The organism is Hydrogenophaga sp. (assembly GCF_030373245.1).
In the GTDB taxonomy this organism is placed as follows: Bacteria; Pseudomonadota; Gammaproteobacteria; order Burkholderiales; family Burkholderiaceae_C; genus Hydrogenophaga.
Window position 1 is genome coordinate 814,455 of sequence record NZ_JAUCZF010000001.1, and the last position, 16,840, is coordinate 831,294.

Genomic DNA, 16,840 nt, shown 5'->3' on the forward strand with positions numbered 1-16,840 from the left:
ATCGCTCCCCATGAAACAGCCTGCTACCGCCACCGATCCCGCACTGCAAGCCCTGCTCGGCGCCGCCGCCGCGCCGCGCTGGTGGCGCCGCCCCAGCCTCTGGCTGGGTGTGCTGGCGCTGGCGCTGATCGCCGGGGGGCTCTACGTCTGGCAGGCTCGCAAGACCATCAGCCAGGCGCCGGTCTACGTCACCGAAGCGCTGCGCACCGGCGACCTCACGCTCACCGTGTCCGCAAATGGCACCTTGCAGCCCACGCGATCGGTCAACATCGGCAGCGAACTCTCGGGCACGGTCAAGCGCGTGCTGGTCGACGTGAACGACCGCATCCAGGCCGGCCAGGTGCTCGTGGAGCTCGACGCCGCCAAGTTCACCGACCAGGTGCAGCGCTCGCGCGCCTCGCTCGCGGCGGCCCAGGCGCAGCTGGCGCAAAGCCGCGCCACCGTGCAGGAGGCGCAGGCCACGCTGGCGCGTTTTGAGGAAGTGGCACGCCTCTCGGGTGGCAAGGTGCCCTCGGCCGCCGAGCTGGACAGCGCACGCGCCGGAGTCGCTCGGGCGCTGGCCGCGCAAGCCAGCGCTGAAGCCAACGTGACGGTGGCGCGCGCCGCGCTGTCTACGGACGAGACCAATTTGTCCAAGGCGTCGATCCGCTCGCCCATCGACGGCGTGGTGCTCTCGCGCTCGGTCGATCCCGGCAACGCGGTGGCGGCTTCGCTGCAGGCCGTCACCCTGTTTTCTGTGGCAGAAAATCTGACCCAGCTGCGGCTGCACGTGAACGTGGACGAAGCCGACGTGGGCGCGGTCAAACCGGGCCAGAAAGCCAGCTTCACCGTCAGCGCCTACCCCGCGCGTCGTTACCCGGCCACCATCCAGCGCGTGGATTTCGGATCCACCAAAACCGACAACGTGGTGACCTACGTGACCACGCTGGAGGTGGACAACAGCGACCTCAGCCTGCGCCCCGGCATGACCGCCTCGGCGACTATCGTGGCCACCGAGCGCCAGGGCGTGCTGCTGGTGCCCAACACCGCGCTGCGCTTCAACCCCACCCGTGCCGAGGCGCAGACCGTCGGCAGCACCAGCATCCTGAGCCGCATGTTCGCGCGCCCCTCGCGCCCTGGCGCCCGCAAGTCGGCCGGCAACGATCCGCGTGCGCCGGGTCAGCGCCAGATCTGGATCCTGAAGGACGGCCAGCCCACAGCGCTGAACGTGACCACCGGCATCAGCGACGGCCGCAGCACCGAAGTCAGCGGCGACGGCCTGGAAGCCGGCCTGGCGGTGATCACTGACCAACGGGCCGCCACACCATGACCGGTAACGCTCGTGAAGCGCATGATCGCGAGCGTGGGGAATTCAGCGCCGGACCGCCCCAAGCTGAATTCGCACCCCCTCGGGGGGCAGCGACTCGCGAAGCGGCGGAGCGCGGGGACCCAACCGATCCGGCGCAGGGCCGCCCCAAGCCGGATCAGCCCCCTCGGGGGGCAGCGACCCGCGAAGCGGCGGAGCGTGGGGGCCCATTGATCCGCCTGCGTGGCATCACCAAGGTTTATGGTCAGGGCGCCACCGCGTTCCAGGCGCTCAAGGGCGTGGACCTGGACATCGAGCGCGGCGAGTTCGTCGCCATCATGGGGCCCAGCGGCTCAGGCAAGTCGACCGCCATGAACACGCTGGGCTGTCTCGACACACCCACCACCGGCACCTACGCGTTCAACGGTGTGCCGGTGCAGTCGCTCAGCCGAGACCAGCGCGCGCTGCTGCGCCGCCGCTACCTCGGCTTCGTGTTTCAGGGCTTCAACCTGCTGGCGCGCACCTCGGCGCAGGAAAACGTGGAGCTGCCGCTGATCTACCGCGGAGAGCCCACCGCCAAGCGCCACGCCATGGCCGCGCGCGCGCTTGACGCCGTCGGCCTCAAGGGCTGGGAGCACCACACGCCCAGCGAACTCTCAGGCGGCCAGCAACAACGCGTGGCGATCGCACGCGCCATCGTCACCGAGCCGGCCGTGCTGCTGGCTGACGAGCCCACCGGCAACCTGGACACCGCGCGCAGCAAGGAAATCATGGAGCTGCTCTGGCATCTGAATGCCGAACAGGGCATCACCGTGCTCATGGTCACCCACGAAGCAGAAATGGCGGCCTACGCGCGGCGGGTGGTGCGCTTTGTCGATGGCGTGATCGCCAGCGACGAGGCCAACCCGCATCCGCTGGCCCTGCAAGCGACGAAGGCGGAGGCCTGATCATGTGGCTCAACACCTTGCTGCTGGCCTTGCGCTCGATCCGGCGCAACCTGATGCGCTCCTTCCTCACCGTGCTCGGCATCGTGATCGGCGTCAGCGCCGTCATCACCATGGTCACGCTGGGCAATGGCGCCACGCAGGCGATCCAGAGCCAGATCGCCGGGCTGGGCACCAACTTGCTGCAGGTTCGTCCCGGCCAGCGCATGGGGCCGGGCAGCAGCGGGGGCAGCGCGCCCGCGTTTGAAGAAAGCGACGCCGAGGCCATCGGCACCCAGATCGGTGGTGTGGCCGCGGTGGCCCCGGAGGCACGCACCGGCTCGACCCTGGTGGCCAACGGCCGCAACTGGAGCAGCCTGGTCACCGGCAGCACCAACGCCTGGCTGGAGATCGGCAACTGGAGCGTGGCCAGCGGACGCGAATTCACCCGCGACGAGCTGCGCGCAGGTGCTGCCGTGTGCCTGATCGGCGAGACGGTTCGGCGCGAGCTGTTCGGCAATCGGGAAGCCCTGGGTGAAGCGCTGCGCGTGAAGCAGATTTCGTGCGAGATCATCGGTGTTCTGGGCGCCAAGGGCCAGGGTGCCTTCGGCAACGACCAGGACGACATGGTGCTGGTGCCGATCAAGACCCTGCAGCGGCGCCTGACGGGCAACACCCGCGTCAACACCTTGCTGGTGTCGATGGAAGACGGCAGCGATGCCGAGCGCGTGAAGTCCAGCCTGACGCAGCTCATGCGCGAGCGCCGCAAACTCAGCGCCACCGACGAAGACAACTTCAACGTGCTCGATACCAAGCAGCTGGGCGAAACGCTCTCGGGCACCACCCGGGTGCTGACCATGCTGCTCGGTGCGGTCGCGGCGGTCAGCCTGCTGGTGGGTGGCATCGGCATCATGAACATCATGCTGGTCAGCGTGACCGAGCGAACCCGCGAGATTGGCCTGCGCCTGGCCATTGGGGCTCAGGAGCGCGAGGTATTGATGCAGTTCCTGATCGAAGCGGTGGTGCTCGCGGCCATCGGCGGCCTGATCGGTATCGTGCTCGCCACCGGCGCGTCCATCGGGCTTTCGGCGGTGATGGACGTGCCCTACGTGTTCAACCCGGGCGTGAACCTGTTGAGCTTCGTGTTTTCAGCCGCCATCGGTGTGCTGTTCGGCTATTTCCCGGCGCGGCGCGCAGCGCGGCTGGATCCGATCGAGGCGCTGCGACACGAGTAGGTGTTCACAGACAACAGCGTCTGAGGCAACGGCCAGCTGTCGACGGCTTGGCCAATCAAAGAAAAGCTGATGTCTGAGCCAGGGCCACATCTGTCCCAGTCGCCCGACATTTCATTCCCCCGCCCGCTACCATGGGCAGACCGGCCTCGCGCGTCGAAAGTCAGCTCACTGGCGGCCTATTGAACTCACACTGTCGGCCAGGAGCGGCTGCCGGTCATTCCGCCTCGAAGCGGACAGTCCGCTGTGCATCGCTTATGCTGTTGGTGTTCAGTGACTTGTCGCACGAGAGAATGTGAGCCTGGCACCTTTGATTGATCTCAGTCGAGTGTAACTATGAAATACGACGACGCGAGCTGGCACTATGGCGGAGATTTTTTCCCGAAGGATCAGCCAGAAGAATACGGCGCCACACACATTGGCCTGTTTCTGAAATGGTGCTTTATCCACGGCTGGGCAGGTCCTCTTCACTTAAGGGATGAGTCTGAGGCAGTTAAAGCCGTAATCGAGGGACGACTATTTGGAACGGATTTCCTGCTTACATACTGCGACGGCAAGCTAACGAGCGAGTCTTTGAATGAACAAGGCAATGCTTTTGCCGAGAAATACTACGGTGACCAAGGCTTATACACGCAGGATTACCAGAAGCACTTTGGTAGACATGAGTATTCATCTCATGAAAGCGAACATGATTTCGCCGAGTTTTCGTCCATTCTTGATGGGCGCATTAACAGCGGACAATTGACTAGGAAGCCATGGTGGAAGCTATGGTGACGCCCATCCACGCCGTTGAGCCGACAACGGATAAGTGGAGCCGATGCTTTGGGAACATATCCCGAGTCGGCGCGACTCACGACCATTGTTGAACCACATGGGAAATACCACTGAACTCCGCCGCGAAATCAAGCGAGTATTCGTCCCGTTCGCGGAGGTGCGTGGTTTCAATCTTGATCAACGTCATTCGCCACAGTTTTTTGAGTTTCGCCGGATTATTGACGGGGAATTGCATCTATTCGACATCCAGTGGGAAAAATACGGAAAGCCGAGATTCGTTGTTAACTTCGGTAAGTCTCCTGCTGAAGGGGTTGAGTTCAACGGTGAGATGTTATCTCCCGACCAAGTGAGCCCCGCACACTGTTCAGTCAAAGGAAGGTTGCAGCCGGGGAAAGGGCGGATGACATCAAGCTGGTTTCGACAAGACAAGCCTCTTTTTGTGAGGCTATTGTCGCGCGAGTCCCTTTACCCCCCGGGCCAGGTTGTTGGGCAACTTATCGCCCTTTTTCCTGAACTTGAAGCTTATTGGCGCGGGAGTGGCAATACTGGTTCGCACCTACGCTTGTTCCAGCTTCCACTGAGCGAGAAGCGAAATGCGGTCTAACCCTGGTGCTAAGGAAGCGGCCTGCAAAAATCGATTTCAGATACCCTTTGCAGCTTTGCCGCTCGGGCGGCCATCGAGCAGTTGGAATGTCCGCTTCTTCAACTTGGCAATTGCCGCTTTGGGAAAGACCCGTTCCTCGGGGCCCTAAGTTGAAGGCCCCCCTCGGGTCTTGGGGCTATGACGCTCTGGGTTTGACCAGCGCGGCGGCACGCTTGGCCTGTTGCCGAGCTACCTCGACATCGGCATCGTGCACCAGCGCCACGCCCATGCGGCGCTTCACAAAGCTCTCGGGTTTGCCGAACAGGCGGACCTCGCTGTTGGGCACGCGCAGGGCTTCGTCCACACCGTCGAACACGATTCCCTTGGCGTCCACACCGCCGTAAATCACCGCGCTGGCGCCCGGGCTCTTGAGTGAGGTGTCCACCGGCAGACCGAGGATGGCTCGGGCGTGCAGCTCAAACTCGTTTTGCCACTGCGTGATCATGGTCACCATGCCGGTGTCGTGCGGGCGCGGGCTCACTTCGCTGAACCAGACCTGATCGCCCTTCACGAACAACTCCACGCCAAACAGGCCCTGGCCACCCAGGTTGTCGGTCACGGCCTGGGCCACGCGGCGCGATTCGGCCAGCGCAGCGGGCGTCATGCGGTGCGGCTGCCAGCTTTCCACATAGTCACCGCTCACCTGCACATGGCCGATGGGTTCGCAAAAATGGGTTTCCACTTCACCGCTGGCGCCCAGTGCGCGTACCGTGAGCTGGGTGATCTCGTAGTCGAAGTCGATGAAGCCTTCCACGATGACGCGGCCTGGCCCCACACGGCCACCCGCCATCGCATAGTTCCAGGCGTTCTGCACATCGGCCGGGCCATCGATCTTGCTCTGGCCTTTGCCCGACGAACTCATCACCGGCTTGACAATGCAGGGGTAGCCAATGCCGGCGTCGATCGCCGCCTGCAACTCGGCCAACGAGTCGCAGAACTTGTAAGGGCTGGTCGGCAAACCCAGCGTCTCGGCCGCGAGCCGGCGAATGCCTTCGCGATCCATGGTCAGGCGAGCGGCGCGAGCGGTCGGAATCACCCTCACCACGCCCGCCGCTTCCAGCTGTTCCAGCATGGGGGTGGCAATCGCCTCGATCTCGGGCACCACCAGGTGAGGCCGCTCGGCTTCGATCAGCGCCTTGAGCTGGGCCGGATCGCTCATGGTGATGGTGCGCGCGTGGTGCGCCACCTGCTGGCCGGGCGCGTGGTCGTAGCGGTCGACCGCGATGGTCTCCACCCCCAGGCGCTGCAGGGCAATCAGCACCTCTTTACCGAGCTCGCCGCTGCCCAGCAGCATGACGCGGGTGGCGGAGGGGGACAGCGGGGTGCCGAGGGTGGTCATGGTCGTCTCTTGATTTTTACGGGATCAGGGCAGCTCGCCCATGGCATCACCCAGTCGCACAGGCTGGCCAGGCGCCCACTGCGGGTTGAGGGCGATGGTGTCCTTGGGCCAAAGCATCACCACGGTGGAGCCGAGCAGGAAGCTGCCCATTTCTTCACCGCGGCGCAGCAGCAGCGGATCGTCGGCATAGGTCCATTCGCGCAAGCGCCCGGGCCGCGGCGGATTCACCACGCCATGCCACACGGTCGACATGCTGCCGACGATGGTGGCGCCCACCAGCACCAGCACAAAAGGCCGCAAGGCGCCATCCGTGCCGTGAGGCGCGTCAAACACGCAGACCACGCGCTCGTTGCGCGCAAACAGGCCCGGCACGCCTTGCGCGGTGGCGGGATTGACCGAGAACAGGTCACCTGGCACATGGATCATGCGGCGCAGCGTGGCGTCAACCGGCATGTGGATGCGGTGGTAGTCCTTGGGGCTCAGGTAAATGGTGGCGAACTCGCCATCGTCAAACTGCGCAGCCAGCGCCGCGTCGCCACCCACCAACGCGCGGGTGCTGTAGTGGTGGCCCTTGGCCTGAAAGATCTGGTCGCGCTCGATGTGGCCGAACTGGCTGATCGCGCCATCCACCGGACACACATAGGCCGCGCGCGCCAGCGGCCGCACACCGGGTTTCAGCGAGCGGGTGAAGAAGGCATTGAAGCTCGCGTAGCTGGCCGGGTCGGGGTTGGCCGCTTCGGCCATGTTGACACCGTAGCGGCGGATGAACCACGGAATCACGCGACGCGTCCACCAGGTGGCCTGTGAGCGGGCGCACAGGCCGGCAAACCGCGTCAATGCCTGTTTGGGCAGGAGGTGCTGAAGGGCAACAAAAAGAGCGTCGGGCACAGGCGCGGGCGGGTAGGTGTGAAGATGCCCCCGCAACAGCGGCGGATGGAACCTGGATTGTAGAAGGCCAGGCTCGGCCGATTTCCTGGCGGCACAATCACGCTCCATGGTCACTCCGCTCTTTGAATGCCGCAACCTGGTGAAGCGCTACGGCCCCGCCACCGTGGTGGACGACCTGTCCTTCGACATTTCGCCGGGCGAATGCCTGGGCGTGATCGGTCCCAATGGCGCAGGCAAGACGACCACCATCCGCATGTGCCTCGGCTTGACCACGCCCGACGCGGGCTCCATCACTGCGTTTGGTCTGGACATGCCGCGCGATGCGTTGGCCATCAAGGCGCAGCTGGGTGTGGTGAGCCAAATGGACACCTTGGACCCAGACTTTTCCTGCGCCGAAAACCTGCTGGTTTATGGCCGCTATTTCGGCATGAGTCGGGCACAGATCGCGCCGCGCATCTCGCAGCTGCTGGACTTCGCCGCGCTGGCGCACAAGGCGAACGCCAAGCCGGGCGAGCTCTCTGGCGGCATGAAGCGCCGCCTGTCGCTGGCGCGTGCGCTGGTCAACGACCCGCGCCTGCTGATGCTCGACGAACCCACCACGGGCCTGGACCCACAGGCGCGGCACCTGATGTGGGAACGGCTTCAGGCCTTGCTGCAACAGGGCAAGAGCATCCTGCTCACCACCCACTTCATGGACGAAGCCGAGCGCCTGTGCTCGCGTCTGCTGGTGCTGGACCATGGCAAAAAAATTGCGGAAGGTCGACCGCGCCAGCTGATCGAGCAACACCTGGAGTCCGATGTGGTCGAGGTCTACGGGCAGGGCGCCCTGGCACTGGCTCAGGACGAGGCCCACGCTCCGCTGCGCGCGCTGGCCGCTCGCGTGGAAGTGAGCGGCGAAACTGTGTTCTTCTACACGGCACAAGCCATGCCCTTGCTCGCCGCGCTCAGCGAACGCCACGAGCTGCGCACGCTGCACCGGCCGGCCAATCTGGAGGATCTGTTCTTGAAACTCACCGGCCGCCAGATCAGGGAAGACGGGTAACAAAACTCCCCGCGCGCCGCTTCGCGCCACCCCCCCCAGGGGGCGGCACTGGCGGCCCGGCAAAGCCGGCTCCGCGGTGCCCTGATCACCCTCCCCCTCTTTAGAGAGCTTTTCCGATGCCGACCACCACCCCTCCCTCTCACTGGTCTGCTCCCCGTTTGTCTGCGCGCTGGTGGCCGGTGTTCTTGCGCAACCTCCTGGTGTGGCGAAAGCTGGCCGTCCCCAGCCTGGTGGGCAACATCGCCGAGCCGCTGATGTGGCTGGTGGCGTTCGGCTATGGCATGGGCGCACTGGTGGGCCAGGTGAACATGGTCACGCCGCAAGGCACGGTGGCCGTGCCCTACATCCTGTTCCTGGCCAGTGGAAGCATCTGCATGAGCGCGATGAACGCGGCCAGTTTTGAGGCGCTGTACTCGGCCTTTTCTCGCATGCACGTACAGAAAACCTGGGACGGCATCATGAACGCGCCGGTGAGCCTGGACGATGTGGTGCTGGCAGAAATGCTGTGGGCCGGATTCAAGGCGCTGTTTTCGGTCTGCGCCATCATGGTGGTGATGCTGGCCCTGGGCATCAGCCACTCACCCAAACTGCTGCTGGCCATCCCGGTGCTGTTGGGCGCAGGCATCGCGTTTTCGTGCATTGCTCTGGTGTTCAACGCGCTCGCACAGGGCTACGACTTCTTCACCTACTATTTCACGCTGTTCCTCACGCCCATGATGTTCCTCTCGGGCGTTTTCTTTCCGCGCGAGCAACTGCCGGACCTGTTGCGCCACTTCTCCGACTGGCTGCCCCTGACCAACGCGGTGGAGCTGGTGCGCCCTCTCTTCATGGACCAGTGGCCTGATCGGGCCTGGCTGCATGCGCTGGTGCTACTGGTCTATACCGTGGTGGGCTTCTGGACCGCACTGGCGCTCACCCGCAAGCGCTTTGGCCGGTAAACACACCCCACACGCTTCCCATGACCTCAGCCACTGCACCCCACAGCCTTCATCAGGCCTACGCATTGACGCCCGTGATCAATGCCGCAGGTTCCTTCACCCCGTTGGGTGTTTCGCGCTCCAGCACACACGTGGCGCAAAGCGTCGCGGCGGCGCTGCAATCGTTCTTCATCATCAACGAACTGCAGACGTTGGCGAGCGAACGGCTGTCGGCGTTCTGCGGTTGCGAAGCTGCGGCCGTGACGCACTGCGTTTCCGCGGCCATCACCCAGGCGGTCGCGGCCTGCATCACCGGCACCGACCAGGCCGCCGTCGCCGCACTGCCCGAAACACATGGGCGGGCCAACGCCGTGGTGATTCCCGAAGGGCATTGTGTGAACTACGGGCACCCGCTGGTGACCGACATCCGTCTGGCCGGCGCCACCGTGGTCCGAGCTGGCTCTCGCGATGCCTGCAGCCTGGATGACATCGAGCAGGCGCTTGACCGCCCGGGCGTTTGCTGCCTGCTGCTGGTGTCGTCGCGGCTCACTGCGTTTCAGAACCTGGACACCCGAGGCGCGGTTGCAGCGGCCCGGCAGCGCGGCATTCCCGTCGTCATCGACGGAGCTGCGCAAGACATGCGCATCCCCGAACTGCTGAGCACGGGTGCCGATGGCGTGCTGGTCAGCGCCCACAAGTACCTGGCATCACCCACGGCAGGGCTGGTGCTTGGCACCCGCGACTTCGTTCAACGATTTCGCGCGCAGGAAGCGGGTATCGGCCGCGGTATGAAGCCATCCAAGGAAGCGATCGTGGGGGTACTGGCTGCGCTGGAGGAACGCCAGGCACAAGACCAGGTGGCCTGGAAGAAGCAGCAAGACGAGAAGGTGGTGCTGGCGGTGGCCCTATTGCACAAATGCCCCGGCATCGAGGTCACCACCGATCCCGATCCGGCGGGCATGCCGTTTCAGCGGGTCCGCGTGCGTTGCCTGGAAGGTGAGGGCATGGCGCGAGCGGTCGTGCAGGCTTTGAAGGCGGGCTCCCCCAGCATCTGGGTGATGGAACACCAGTTGGAGCAAGGGGCGATACAGCTGGAGCTGGTGGCGCTATCGGAGGAAGAAGTCCGTCAGGTCGTGGACGCCATCGGTTCCGCACTGTGTGATCAGACCAGCGACTGAAGCGGTGCGCACCCGCTTCCTTGTGTCTACGGCAGATCTGCCCTAGGGCCCGGCGCTGCCGGGCCCGCAGCCGGCATGTGCGCAAATCGAAAAATCACTGGCTCAGTGAACGGCTTGCAGGGCCGGCTGGGCTTCCACGTAGGCTTCGATGCCGCTGTCCATGAATTCCTCGGCGTCGATCACAGCGTCGTATTGGCGCAGGGCGATGCGGTCGATGCTGTGGGTCTTGGGGATCAGTGGCTTGTCCAGCGGGCGGCAGATGCGCTGGCGCAGGTTGCGCAGGTTCTTGCTGTTTTCCATCGCGTTGAGAACAAACTCGGGATCGAGCATGAGGGCGAAGGGGTTGAGGCGGCTGTTCGATGCGTTCATGATGGGCTCCTGGAGAAATCGGGGGAAGAAACAATTCGGGTGTCGATGAAACAAACTGTAGTTGCCACGTTTCAAAAGGTTAAGTCGGTCCAGCGCCATTCCGCATGTAGGAAGTTGCCTGACAAACACCGAATTGCGCGGCAAACAGCCGCCTTTTTGTCCCCGTTCGAGGCGGGTGCGTGACTCAGCCGGGGCCGGCGCGCAGCGCATCCACGCTGGCACGCACCACGCCCTGCACGCTGCCACTTTCGGCGTAGCGCCGACGCAGAAAGCTCGCGTGGTTGCCATCGCGACCTGCTGCGCGCTCGATCTCGTCGAGCGCTGGCAGGGCATGCAGGGCGAGGGCATGAGGCTGCAACAAGCGCAGCGTGGCGAGAATGTCTTCGCGGATGCTGATGCGCTCTCGCGTTTTGGGGTTGACCATGTGCCCGTCGAGCCCAAAGCGGCAGGCCTGGAAGCGGTTGTAGGTGTAGACCAGATAGTCGTCTTCCTCGGGCGGTGGCTCGTTGCGCTCCAGCAGGTGGCGACACAGCGCCTGCAGGTAGCAGGCCAGCGCGGCGGCGCGCTCGACCGTCAGCGGCGTGTCGCACACGCGCAGCTCGATCGTGCCGTACTCTGGCTTGGGCCGGATGTCCCAGTAAAAGTCCTTCATGGACTTCACCACGCCGGTGGCCTCCATCTTGGCGAAATAGACGTCGGCAAACTCCTCCCAGCGCAGGACGAAGGGTGCGCGTCCGCTGAGAGGAAACGCAAACACCGAGTTCAGCCGAGAAGAGTCAAAAAGCGTGTCCACTCCTTGCGAGAACGGCGACGAGGCGGAGAGCGCGATGAAGTGGGGCACGTAGCGGTTGAGCGCGTGCAGCAAAAAAAGCGCCTCGTCCGCGCTGGCGCAGCCCACATGCACATGCTGGCCGAACACGGTGAACTGCTTGGCCAGGTAGCCATACAGGCCCGAGAGCTCTTCGAACCGTGGCTTGGAAAAGATGCGCTGCTCGAACCAGCGCTGGAACGGATGGGTGCCACCGCCAGCGATCTCGATGTTGAGCCGGTCGCCCGCGCGCACCAGCGTGTCGCGCATGTGTTGCAACTGCGCCAGGAGCGGGCCGTGTTCGGTCTGCACGTCGGTCGCCACCTCGATCATGCTTTGTGTCATTTCGGGCGTGACCACGCCCGGAAATGGCTTGCGCTGCAGCAACTCCAGCAAATCGTTGGCGCTGCTGGAGAGATCCATGTCGTAGCTGTTGACCAGCTGCAGTTCCAGCTCCACGCCCAGCGTGAGCGAGCTTGAGTTCTTGAAAGTTCCGAGCGGCATGGTTGTCAGAGCACCGAGCGGGTGATCTGCCCGTCGGCCTGGGTCACATGGGTTTCGTGTGCCGCCATCAGGCTGCGCTGGCTCACCACCGGCCCGAGCAACTCCTGAATCAGCATCATGCCGGCCATGAGCGACAGCGCCTCTGCCGCGGGCGCAAAGCCGTAAACGCGGCTTTGTTCGATCAGCAGAATGGCAAACGCCGACATGGGCATGAGCGCCAGGCCGGTCAGCAATCCCTTGCGCTCGGTGCTGCCCGAAAGCCGCGCCGCCGCCACGCTGCAGCCCACCTTGGTCGCCGTGCGCACCGCGATCAGCGTCAGCCCGAGCAGAAGACTGCCCATCACCGCGCCCCAGTCCAGCAGCGAGGCGATGTAGACAAACAGGAACAGCGTGAGCAGATCGCCGGCCGTGCCAAACCCGCGCTGCGCATTCGTGAGGTGCACGCGGCGCTCGCGAGCCACGATGCCGAACACCAGGGCCGCCAGCAACGGTGAAAGCCGGAAGCCGTACGACATGGTGGTGAGCAGCACCACGGCCAGCGCAAACACCACGGTCACGCCGCGCTCATGGGTGCCCGGACGGCGCAGCAACCAGGGTATCGCCACGCCCAGCGCGCCCCCCATGGCCACCGAGGTGAGCAGCGCGTGCACGCTGCCGAAAGCGGCGACCAGCAGGTCGCCCGAGGTGCTGAGCGTCCAGTAGCCCACCAGCAGTTTGAGCGCCAGCACCGACACCAGGCAGTTGATGGCACAGAGGTGCATCACCCGCTCGGTGACCTGGCCCGCGCTGCGCAGCTCGTTGGCCACACGCACGATGCCGGCGGGCGAGGCCGAGATGGACAGCGCGGCGATGATCAGACGCAGGTCGGTTGCCAGTTCAAACCAGCCACTGGCGATGTACACCAGTGCAAAAGTCAGGACCGATTCAAACAGCCCCAGCGCCAGTACCCACGGGTTGTGGCGGAACCAGCGCAGATTGATTCGGTAGCCCAGCTCAAACAGCAACAGCGCCAACGCCACGTTGGCCAGAAACGGCAGCCCCGGCACCTCGGCCGTGAGTCCGGGCAGGTTGAACAGACTGGCCAGCAGCCCTACTGCCACGTAGCTGCTGACCCGCGGCACCTGCCAGCTGCTGTGCAGCCGCTCGCCCAGCGCCCAGGCCAGCAACAGCACGAGCGGCCAGGCCATGGTTTGCAACAGAAATGGCAGATTGGGAAACATGGATCACGCAGCAGGCGGTGGTCAACGAAGGCGCATGGTACCTGCGAGAGATGGCGTGCTGAAGACATGCCCCCGGATCGATGAGTGAACTTACACCCTGAAGCAGGTGTCCCATGAACCCCGCGGCTTTGCCGCTACCATTCGCATCATGAAAAAACACATCCCCCGCGCCTTGTTGAGTGCCGCTCTGATCGGCATGTCCAGCCTGAGCTTTGCACAGTCCTCCGCCGCCAGCTCGCCCGCCAAGAAGGAGCTGGTCGCCCGCCTGCTCAAGCTGCAGCAACCCGACGTGGAGCAGCTCGCGCGCCAGCTCGCCGAACAGCCGGCCGCGCAGCTGCTGGGCCGTGCCGGTGCCGCCCTGCCTGCTCGCGTTGCTCCAGACAAGCAGGAAGCAGTGGCCAAGGAAATTCAGGCCGATGCAAAGAAGTATTCGGATGAGGCCGTGCCGCTGGTACGCACCACTGCCGTGAAGCTTGCGCCCAGCACCATCGGCACCATGCTGGACAAAGACTTCACCGAAGACGAGCTCAAGCAGATCGTGGCGATGCTGGAGTCTCCGGCCTACCTGAAGTACGTCGCAAAGGCCGATGACATGCAGAAAGTGCTGCTGGAAAAGCTGATTGCCGATACCAAAGGCAGCATCGAACCCAAGGTCAAGGCCCTGGAGCTGACCATTGCCAAGCGCCTGGGCGTGACGGCGCCACCGGCCGCGAAGTAAGCGCCGCGCGATCTCTCAGGCCGGCGTGGCCTCGCCGGCAAAACGCTCGGTCAGCGGCTGCAGGCCGAGCTCTTCCAGCACCTGCAACAAACGCTCTCGGGCGCGCGCCTGCTGCGCGGCGCGCACACTGCCGTCGCGCGTGGCCAGGATCAGCTCGTTTTTCATCGAGTGTTCCCAGCCCACCAGCTCGGTCACGGTCACCGCGTAACCGCATGACTCCAGCTGCAGACATCGCAAGACGTTGGTGATCTGGCTGCCGAACTCGCGCGTGTGCAGCGGATGGCGCCAGAGTTCGGCCAGTGGTGTGCGCGAGAGCGACAAGGCCTTGTGCTGTTTCATCACACTGGCCACCTCGGCCTGGCAACAGGGAACCAGCACCAGGTGCCTGGCCTGCTTGGCCAGACCGAATCGGATGGCGTCGTCGGTCGCGGTGTCGCAAGCGTGCAAGGCCGTGACCACGTCGATGTGCGCGGGCAGCTCAGGATGGCTCAGCGCCTGCTGCACCGTGGTGGCCAGAAAGCGCATGCGCGCGAAACCAAGGCGGCTGGCCAGTGCCCGGGATCGTTCGACCAGTTCGGGCCTGGACTCCACGCCCACCACCCAGCCGGTGGTCTTGGCTTTGAAAAAAAGGTCGTACAGGATGAAGCCCAGGTACGACTTGCCCGCGCCGTGGTCGGCCAGCGTCACATCGCCGCGCGTCTTCATCACTTCGGCGAGCAGCGGTTCGATGAATTGCACCAGGTGATAGACCTGCTTGAGCTTGCGCCGGGTGTCCTGGTTGAGCTTGCCCTCGCGTGTGAGGATGTGCAGCTCTTTGAGCAGCTCGATCGACTGGCCTTCGCGCAGTTCGGGCAGCTGTTCTCGCAGGGTCTTCTGGGGTTTCAACCGTTGCTCCGTTTCGGGTGGCTGGATGTTTCGTCGTTGTCCCGCAGGCTTTGCTCCAGTGCGCTCACCTGTTCGCGCAGTGCCCGGATTTCCCGCATCAGGTCGCGCTCGATCTGGCGTTCCTCGGCCTCCACATCGCGCTCGACGAACAGCGCGGCCAGCGACGCGGTGACCAGGGACAATACCGCGAGCCCCAGCAGCACCACGAGCACGGCAAAAGCTCGGCCAAAGGGCGTCTTGGGGACCACATCGCCATAACCCACGGTGGCCGCTGTGGTGAAGGCCAGCCAAAGTCCTTCCTGGAGAGACTCAATGCTTGGCTCCAGCGCCCAGAAGCCAACACCACCGATCATCAAGATGATCAGGCAAAGCGCCAGCGAGTACCAGAGCCCGCGTCGGATCAGGTAGCCACGTCGTTGGCTGATTCGGTTCATGCGCCGATTCTGGCACGCGCGCCGCGCCACAATCGGCACATGACCGACACCCACCCAAGCCAACACCCTTACACCGCCCTCACCCCTGATGTGGTGCAAGACGCGCTGGCCAGCATCGGCGTTTGGGGCGATGGTCGACTGGCGGCACTCAACAGCTTCGAGAATCGCGTGTACCAGGCGCACCTGGAGTCGCCTCTGGACGGGCACCCTCAGGTGGTGGTCAAGTTTTACCGGCCAGACCGCTGGAGCGATGCTCAGATCGCCGAGGAGCACGCGTTTGCCCACGACCTGGTATCAGCGGAGGTCCCGGTGGTGCCGCCGCTGCGGATCAACGGCGAGACGCTTCACCACTTTGGCGGTTTCGCGTTCTCGGTCAGCCCACGCCGCGGCGGCAGACGGCCCGAGCTGGAGGACGCCGAGGTGCTCGAGTGGATCGGGCGGTTCCTGGCCCGCATTCACACCGTGGGTGCGGTCAAGCCGTTTGTGCACCGCCCAGCGCTGGATGTCACCACCTTTGCGCATGAGCCACGCGACTGGCTGATGGAGCATCAGATGGTGGCATCCGAGGTGAGAAGTGCCTGGTCGAGCGCGCTTGCCGAAGCTTTGACCCTCATCGAGTCTCATCCCACACTGTCGGGACGCGCACCAGCCGAAGGCGAGATTCGCCGCATCCGCCTGCACGGCGATTGCCACCCCGGCAACATCCTGTGGACGCCTGAGGGTCGCCCCGAGCCCGGCCCGCATTTCGTGGATCTGGACGACGCTCGAACTGGGCCTGCGGTACAGGACCTGTGGATGCTGCTTTCCGGCGAACGACGCCAGCAGATCCAGCAACTTGGCGCGCTGGTCGACGGCTACGAGCAGTTCCGGGAATTCGACCGGCGCGAGCTCGCGCTGGTCGAGCCGCTGCGCACCCTGCGTCTCATCCACTACAGCGCCTGGCTCGCCCGCCGCTGGGATGACCCGGCCTTTCCCATCAACTTCCCCTGGTTTGGCAGCCGCGACTACTGGCAGGGCCAGGTGGACATGCTGGTCGAACAGATCGAGGAAATGCAGAACCCGCCTCTGGTGGCCTGAGCGCGCACGGTTCTAAGTGCGTGTCGCTGTGAAGATGGCCGCCCGCCCGCCAGCCAGCCATTCGTTCACTACCCATCGATCATTTACATTGCACACAATTTAATTGTGCATTATACTTTGCCGAATGCCCAGCACCCACAGCCCATCCGACCCGGCCTTGTTGCTCGACCATCAGCTCTGCTTTGCGCTGTACTCGGCGTCGCTGGCCATGACCAAGCTTTACAAGCCCTTGCTCGACGAGCTGGGCCTCACCTATCCGCAGTACCTGGCGCTGCTGGTGCTCTGGGAGCGCGATGGCATCACCGTCTCCGAGCTCGGCGAGCGCCTGTTTCTCGACTCGGGCACGCTCACGCCCTTGCTCAAGCGCATGGAAGCAGCCGATCTGGTCTCGCGCCTGCGCGACACCGCGGATGAGCGCCGCGTGCTGATCCGCCTCACCACGGCGGGCCGAGCGCTCAAGAAACAGGCCCGGCGCATTCCGGGTTGCGTGCTGCAGGCCTCGCACTGCACGGTCGACGAAGCCATGGCACTCACGCGTCAGGTGAAGGCGCTGCGCGAGCAGCTGCTCGCATAAGGCCTGGTCGAACAACCGCCCCTTTTCTCT

General features: G+C 64.4%; 18 protein-coding genes. 11 read left to right on the forward strand and 7 right to left on the reverse strand.

Features of this window, described 5'->3' with window-relative positions:
- Window positions 1-10 precede the first annotated feature (10 nt).
- The 5 genes from QUV25_RS03900 (at window position 11) to QUV25_RS03920 (ending at window position 4,818) form a co-directional block, all read left to right on the forward strand.
- Window positions 11-1,309: an efflux RND transporter periplasmic adaptor subunit gene (locus QUV25_RS03900; RefSeq protein ID WP_300861447.1), complete on the forward strand. Its 1,299-nt coding sequence runs from the start codon at window positions 11-13 to the stop codon at window positions 1,307-1,309.
- 206 nt (window positions 1,310-1,515) lie between these two features.
- The gene (locus QUV25_RS03905; protein ID WP_300861448.1) at window positions 1,516-2,232 is read left to right on the forward strand and encodes an ABC transporter ATP-binding protein; all 717 of its coding nucleotides are present in this window, start codon (window positions 1,516-1,518) and stop codon (window positions 2,230-2,232) included.
- A gap of 2 nt (window positions 2,233-2,234) precedes the next feature.
- The gene (locus QUV25_RS03910) at window positions 2,235-3,443 is read left to right on the forward strand and encodes an ABC transporter permease (protein ID WP_300861449.1); all 1,209 of its coding nucleotides are present in this window, start codon (window positions 2,235-2,237) and stop codon (window positions 3,441-3,443) included.
- A gap of 333 nt (window positions 3,444-3,776) precedes the next feature.
- A complete protein-coding gene (locus tag QUV25_RS03915) occupies window positions 3,777-4,214 on the forward strand; it encodes a hypothetical protein (protein WP_300861450.1) in 438 nt (145 codons plus the stop codon).
- 97 nt (window positions 4,215-4,311) lie between these two features.
- Complete coding sequence (locus QUV25_RS03920) at window positions 4,312-4,818, forward strand: DUF4304 domain-containing protein (protein WP_300861452.1); 507 nt, start codon at window positions 4,312-4,314, stop codon at window positions 4,816-4,818.
- Between the two features lie 175 nt (window positions 4,819-4,993).
- Here the strand turns inward: QUV25_RS03920 and purT are convergent, their stop codons facing one another.
- Entirely contained in the window at window positions 4,994-6,196 is a 1,203-nt protein-coding gene (gene purT / locus QUV25_RS03925; RefSeq protein ID WP_300861454.1) for a formate-dependent phosphoribosylglycinamide formyltransferase, read from the reverse strand.
- A 24-nt stretch (window positions 6,197-6,220) separates the two neighbouring features.
- Window positions 6,221-7,084 carry an archaetidylserine decarboxylase gene (asd, locus tag QUV25_RS03930; RefSeq protein WP_300861455.1) on the reverse strand — a complete coding sequence of 288 codons (864 nt, stop codon included), beginning with the start codon at window positions 7,082-7,084 and terminating at the stop codon, window positions 6,221-6,223.
- A 106-nt stretch (window positions 7,085-7,190) separates the two neighbouring features.
- On the opposite strand from asd, the gene QUV25_RS03935 reads away from it, so the two are divergent.
- The 3 genes from QUV25_RS03935 to QUV25_RS03945 all read left to right on the forward strand — a co-directional run bounded on the left by QUV25_RS03935 (window position 7,191) and on the right by QUV25_RS03945 (window position 10,221).
- Window positions 7,191-8,126, forward strand: coding sequence for an ATP-binding cassette domain-containing protein (locus QUV25_RS03935; RefSeq protein WP_300861457.1), 936 nt, complete (start codon window positions 7,191-7,193; stop codon window positions 8,124-8,126).
- Window positions 8,127-8,242: 116 nt separating this feature from the next.
- On the forward strand, window positions 8,243-9,064 hold the full coding sequence (locus QUV25_RS03940; protein ID WP_300861459.1) for an ABC transporter permease: 822 nt from the start codon (window positions 8,243-8,245) through the stop codon (window positions 9,062-9,064).
- Window positions 9,065-9,084: 20 nt separating this feature from the next.
- Window positions 9,085-10,221, forward strand: coding sequence for a beta-eliminating lyase-related protein (locus QUV25_RS03945; RefSeq protein ID WP_300861460.1), 1,137 nt, complete (start codon window positions 9,085-9,087; stop codon window positions 10,219-10,221).
- Between the two features lie 102 nt (window positions 10,222-10,323).
- Here QUV25_RS03945 and QUV25_RS03950 read toward each other — a convergent pair whose 3' ends face one another.
- The 3 genes from QUV25_RS03950 to QUV25_RS03960 all read right to left on the reverse strand — a co-directional run bounded on the left by QUV25_RS03950 (window position 10,324) and on the right by QUV25_RS03960 (window position 13,089).
- On the reverse strand, window positions 10,324-10,590 hold the full coding sequence (locus tag QUV25_RS03950; RefSeq protein ID WP_300861462.1) for a hypothetical protein: 267 nt from the start codon (window positions 10,588-10,590) through the stop codon (window positions 10,324-10,326).
- A gap of 184 nt (window positions 10,591-10,774) precedes the next feature.
- Window positions 10,775-11,902: a YbdK family carboxylate-amine ligase gene (locus QUV25_RS03955; RefSeq protein WP_300861463.1), complete on the reverse strand. Its 1,128-nt coding sequence runs from the start codon at window positions 11,900-11,902 to the stop codon at window positions 10,775-10,777.
- 5 nt (window positions 11,903-11,907) lie between these two features.
- Window positions 11,908-13,089 carry a cation:proton antiporter gene (locus QUV25_RS03960; RefSeq protein WP_300861464.1) on the reverse strand — a complete coding sequence of 394 codons (1,182 nt, stop codon included), beginning with the start codon at window positions 13,087-13,089 and terminating at the stop codon, window positions 11,908-11,910.
- 181 nt (window positions 13,090-13,270) lie between these two features.
- Here QUV25_RS03960 and QUV25_RS03965 point away from each other — a divergent pair, with 181 nt between their 5' ends.
- Window positions 13,271-13,840, forward strand: coding sequence for a hypothetical protein (locus QUV25_RS03965; RefSeq protein WP_300861465.1), 570 nt, complete (start codon window positions 13,271-13,273; stop codon window positions 13,838-13,840).
- 15 nt (window positions 13,841-13,855) lie between these two features.
- Here QUV25_RS03965 and QUV25_RS03970 read toward each other — a convergent pair whose 3' ends face one another.
- Window positions 13,856-14,725, reverse strand: a complete 870-nt coding sequence (locus QUV25_RS03970) for an SAM-dependent methyltransferase (RefSeq protein ID WP_300861466.1) — start codon at window positions 14,723-14,725, stop codon at window positions 13,856-13,858.
- Window positions 14,722-15,159 (reverse strand): potassium channel family protein, encoded by a 438-nt coding sequence (locus QUV25_RS03975; protein ID WP_300861468.1) that lies wholly within the window; start codon window positions 15,157-15,159, stop codon window positions 14,722-14,724. The genes QUV25_RS03970 and QUV25_RS03975 overlap by 4 nt, the downstream gene beginning before the upstream one ends.
- A gap of 39 nt (window positions 15,160-15,198) precedes the next feature.
- On the opposite strand from QUV25_RS03975, the gene QUV25_RS03980 reads away from it, so the two are divergent.
- Window positions 15,199-16,236, forward strand: coding sequence for a serine/threonine protein kinase (locus QUV25_RS03980; protein ID WP_300861469.1), 1,038 nt, complete (start codon window positions 15,199-15,201; stop codon window positions 16,234-16,236).
- A gap of 124 nt (window positions 16,237-16,360) precedes the next feature.
- Window positions 16,361-16,810 (forward strand): MarR family transcriptional regulator, encoded by a 450-nt coding sequence (locus tag QUV25_RS03985; protein WP_300861471.1) that lies wholly within the window; start codon window positions 16,361-16,363, stop codon window positions 16,808-16,810.
- The last annotated feature ends 30 nt before the right edge of the window (window positions 16,811-16,840 follow it).

Coding starts and splice junctions, on each gene's coding strand:
- QUV25_RS03900 (WP_300861447.1), top strand. CDS start 11: ATGAAACAGCCTGCTACCGCCACCGATCCCGCACTGCAAGCCCTGCTC.
- QUV25_RS03960 (WP_300861464.1), bottom strand. CDS start 13,089: ATGGCCTGGCCGCTCGTGCTGTTGCTGGCCTGGGCGCTGGGCGAGCGG.
- QUV25_RS03920 (WP_300861452.1), top strand. CDS start 4,312: ATGGGAAATACCACTGAACTCCGCCGCGAAATCAAGCGAGTATTCGTC.
- QUV25_RS03935 (WP_300861457.1), top strand. CDS start 7,191: ATGGTCACTCCGCTCTTTGAATGCCGCAACCTGGTGAAGCGCTACGGC.
- QUV25_RS03965 (WP_300861465.1), top strand. CDS start 13,271: ATGAAAAAACACATCCCCCGCGCCTTGTTGAGTGCCGCTCTGATCGGC.
- QUV25_RS03915 (WP_300861450.1), top strand. CDS start 3,777: ATGAAATACGACGACGCGAGCTGGCACTATGGCGGAGATTTTTTCCCG.
- QUV25_RS03945 (WP_300861460.1), top strand. CDS start 9,085: ATGACCTCAGCCACTGCACCCCACAGCCTTCATCAGGCCTACGCATTG.
- QUV25_RS03985 (WP_300861471.1), top strand. CDS start 16,361: ATGCCCAGCACCCACAGCCCATCCGACCCGGCCTTGTTGCTCGACCAT.
- QUV25_RS03955 (WP_300861463.1), bottom strand. CDS start 11,902: ATGCCGCTCGGAACTTTCAAGAACTCAAGCTCGCTCACGCTGGGCGTG.
- QUV25_RS03980 (WP_300861469.1), top strand. CDS start 15,199: ATGACCGACACCCACCCAAGCCAACACCCTTACACCGCCCTCACCCCT.
- QUV25_RS03910 (WP_300861449.1), top strand. CDS start 2,235: ATGTGGCTCAACACCTTGCTGCTGGCCTTGCGCTCGATCCGGCGCAAC.
- QUV25_RS03950 (WP_300861462.1), bottom strand. CDS start 10,590: ATGAACGCATCGAACAGCCGCCTCAACCCCTTCGCCCTCATGCTCGAT.
- QUV25_RS03940 (WP_300861459.1), top strand. CDS start 8,243: ATGCCGACCACCACCCCTCCCTCTCACTGGTCTGCTCCCCGTTTGTCT.
- QUV25_RS03975 (WP_300861468.1), bottom strand. CDS start 15,159: ATGAACCGAATCAGCCAACGACGTGGCTACCTGATCCGACGCGGGCTC.
- purT (WP_300861454.1), bottom strand. CDS start 6,196: ATGACCACCCTCGGCACCCCGCTGTCCCCCTCCGCCACCCGCGTCATG.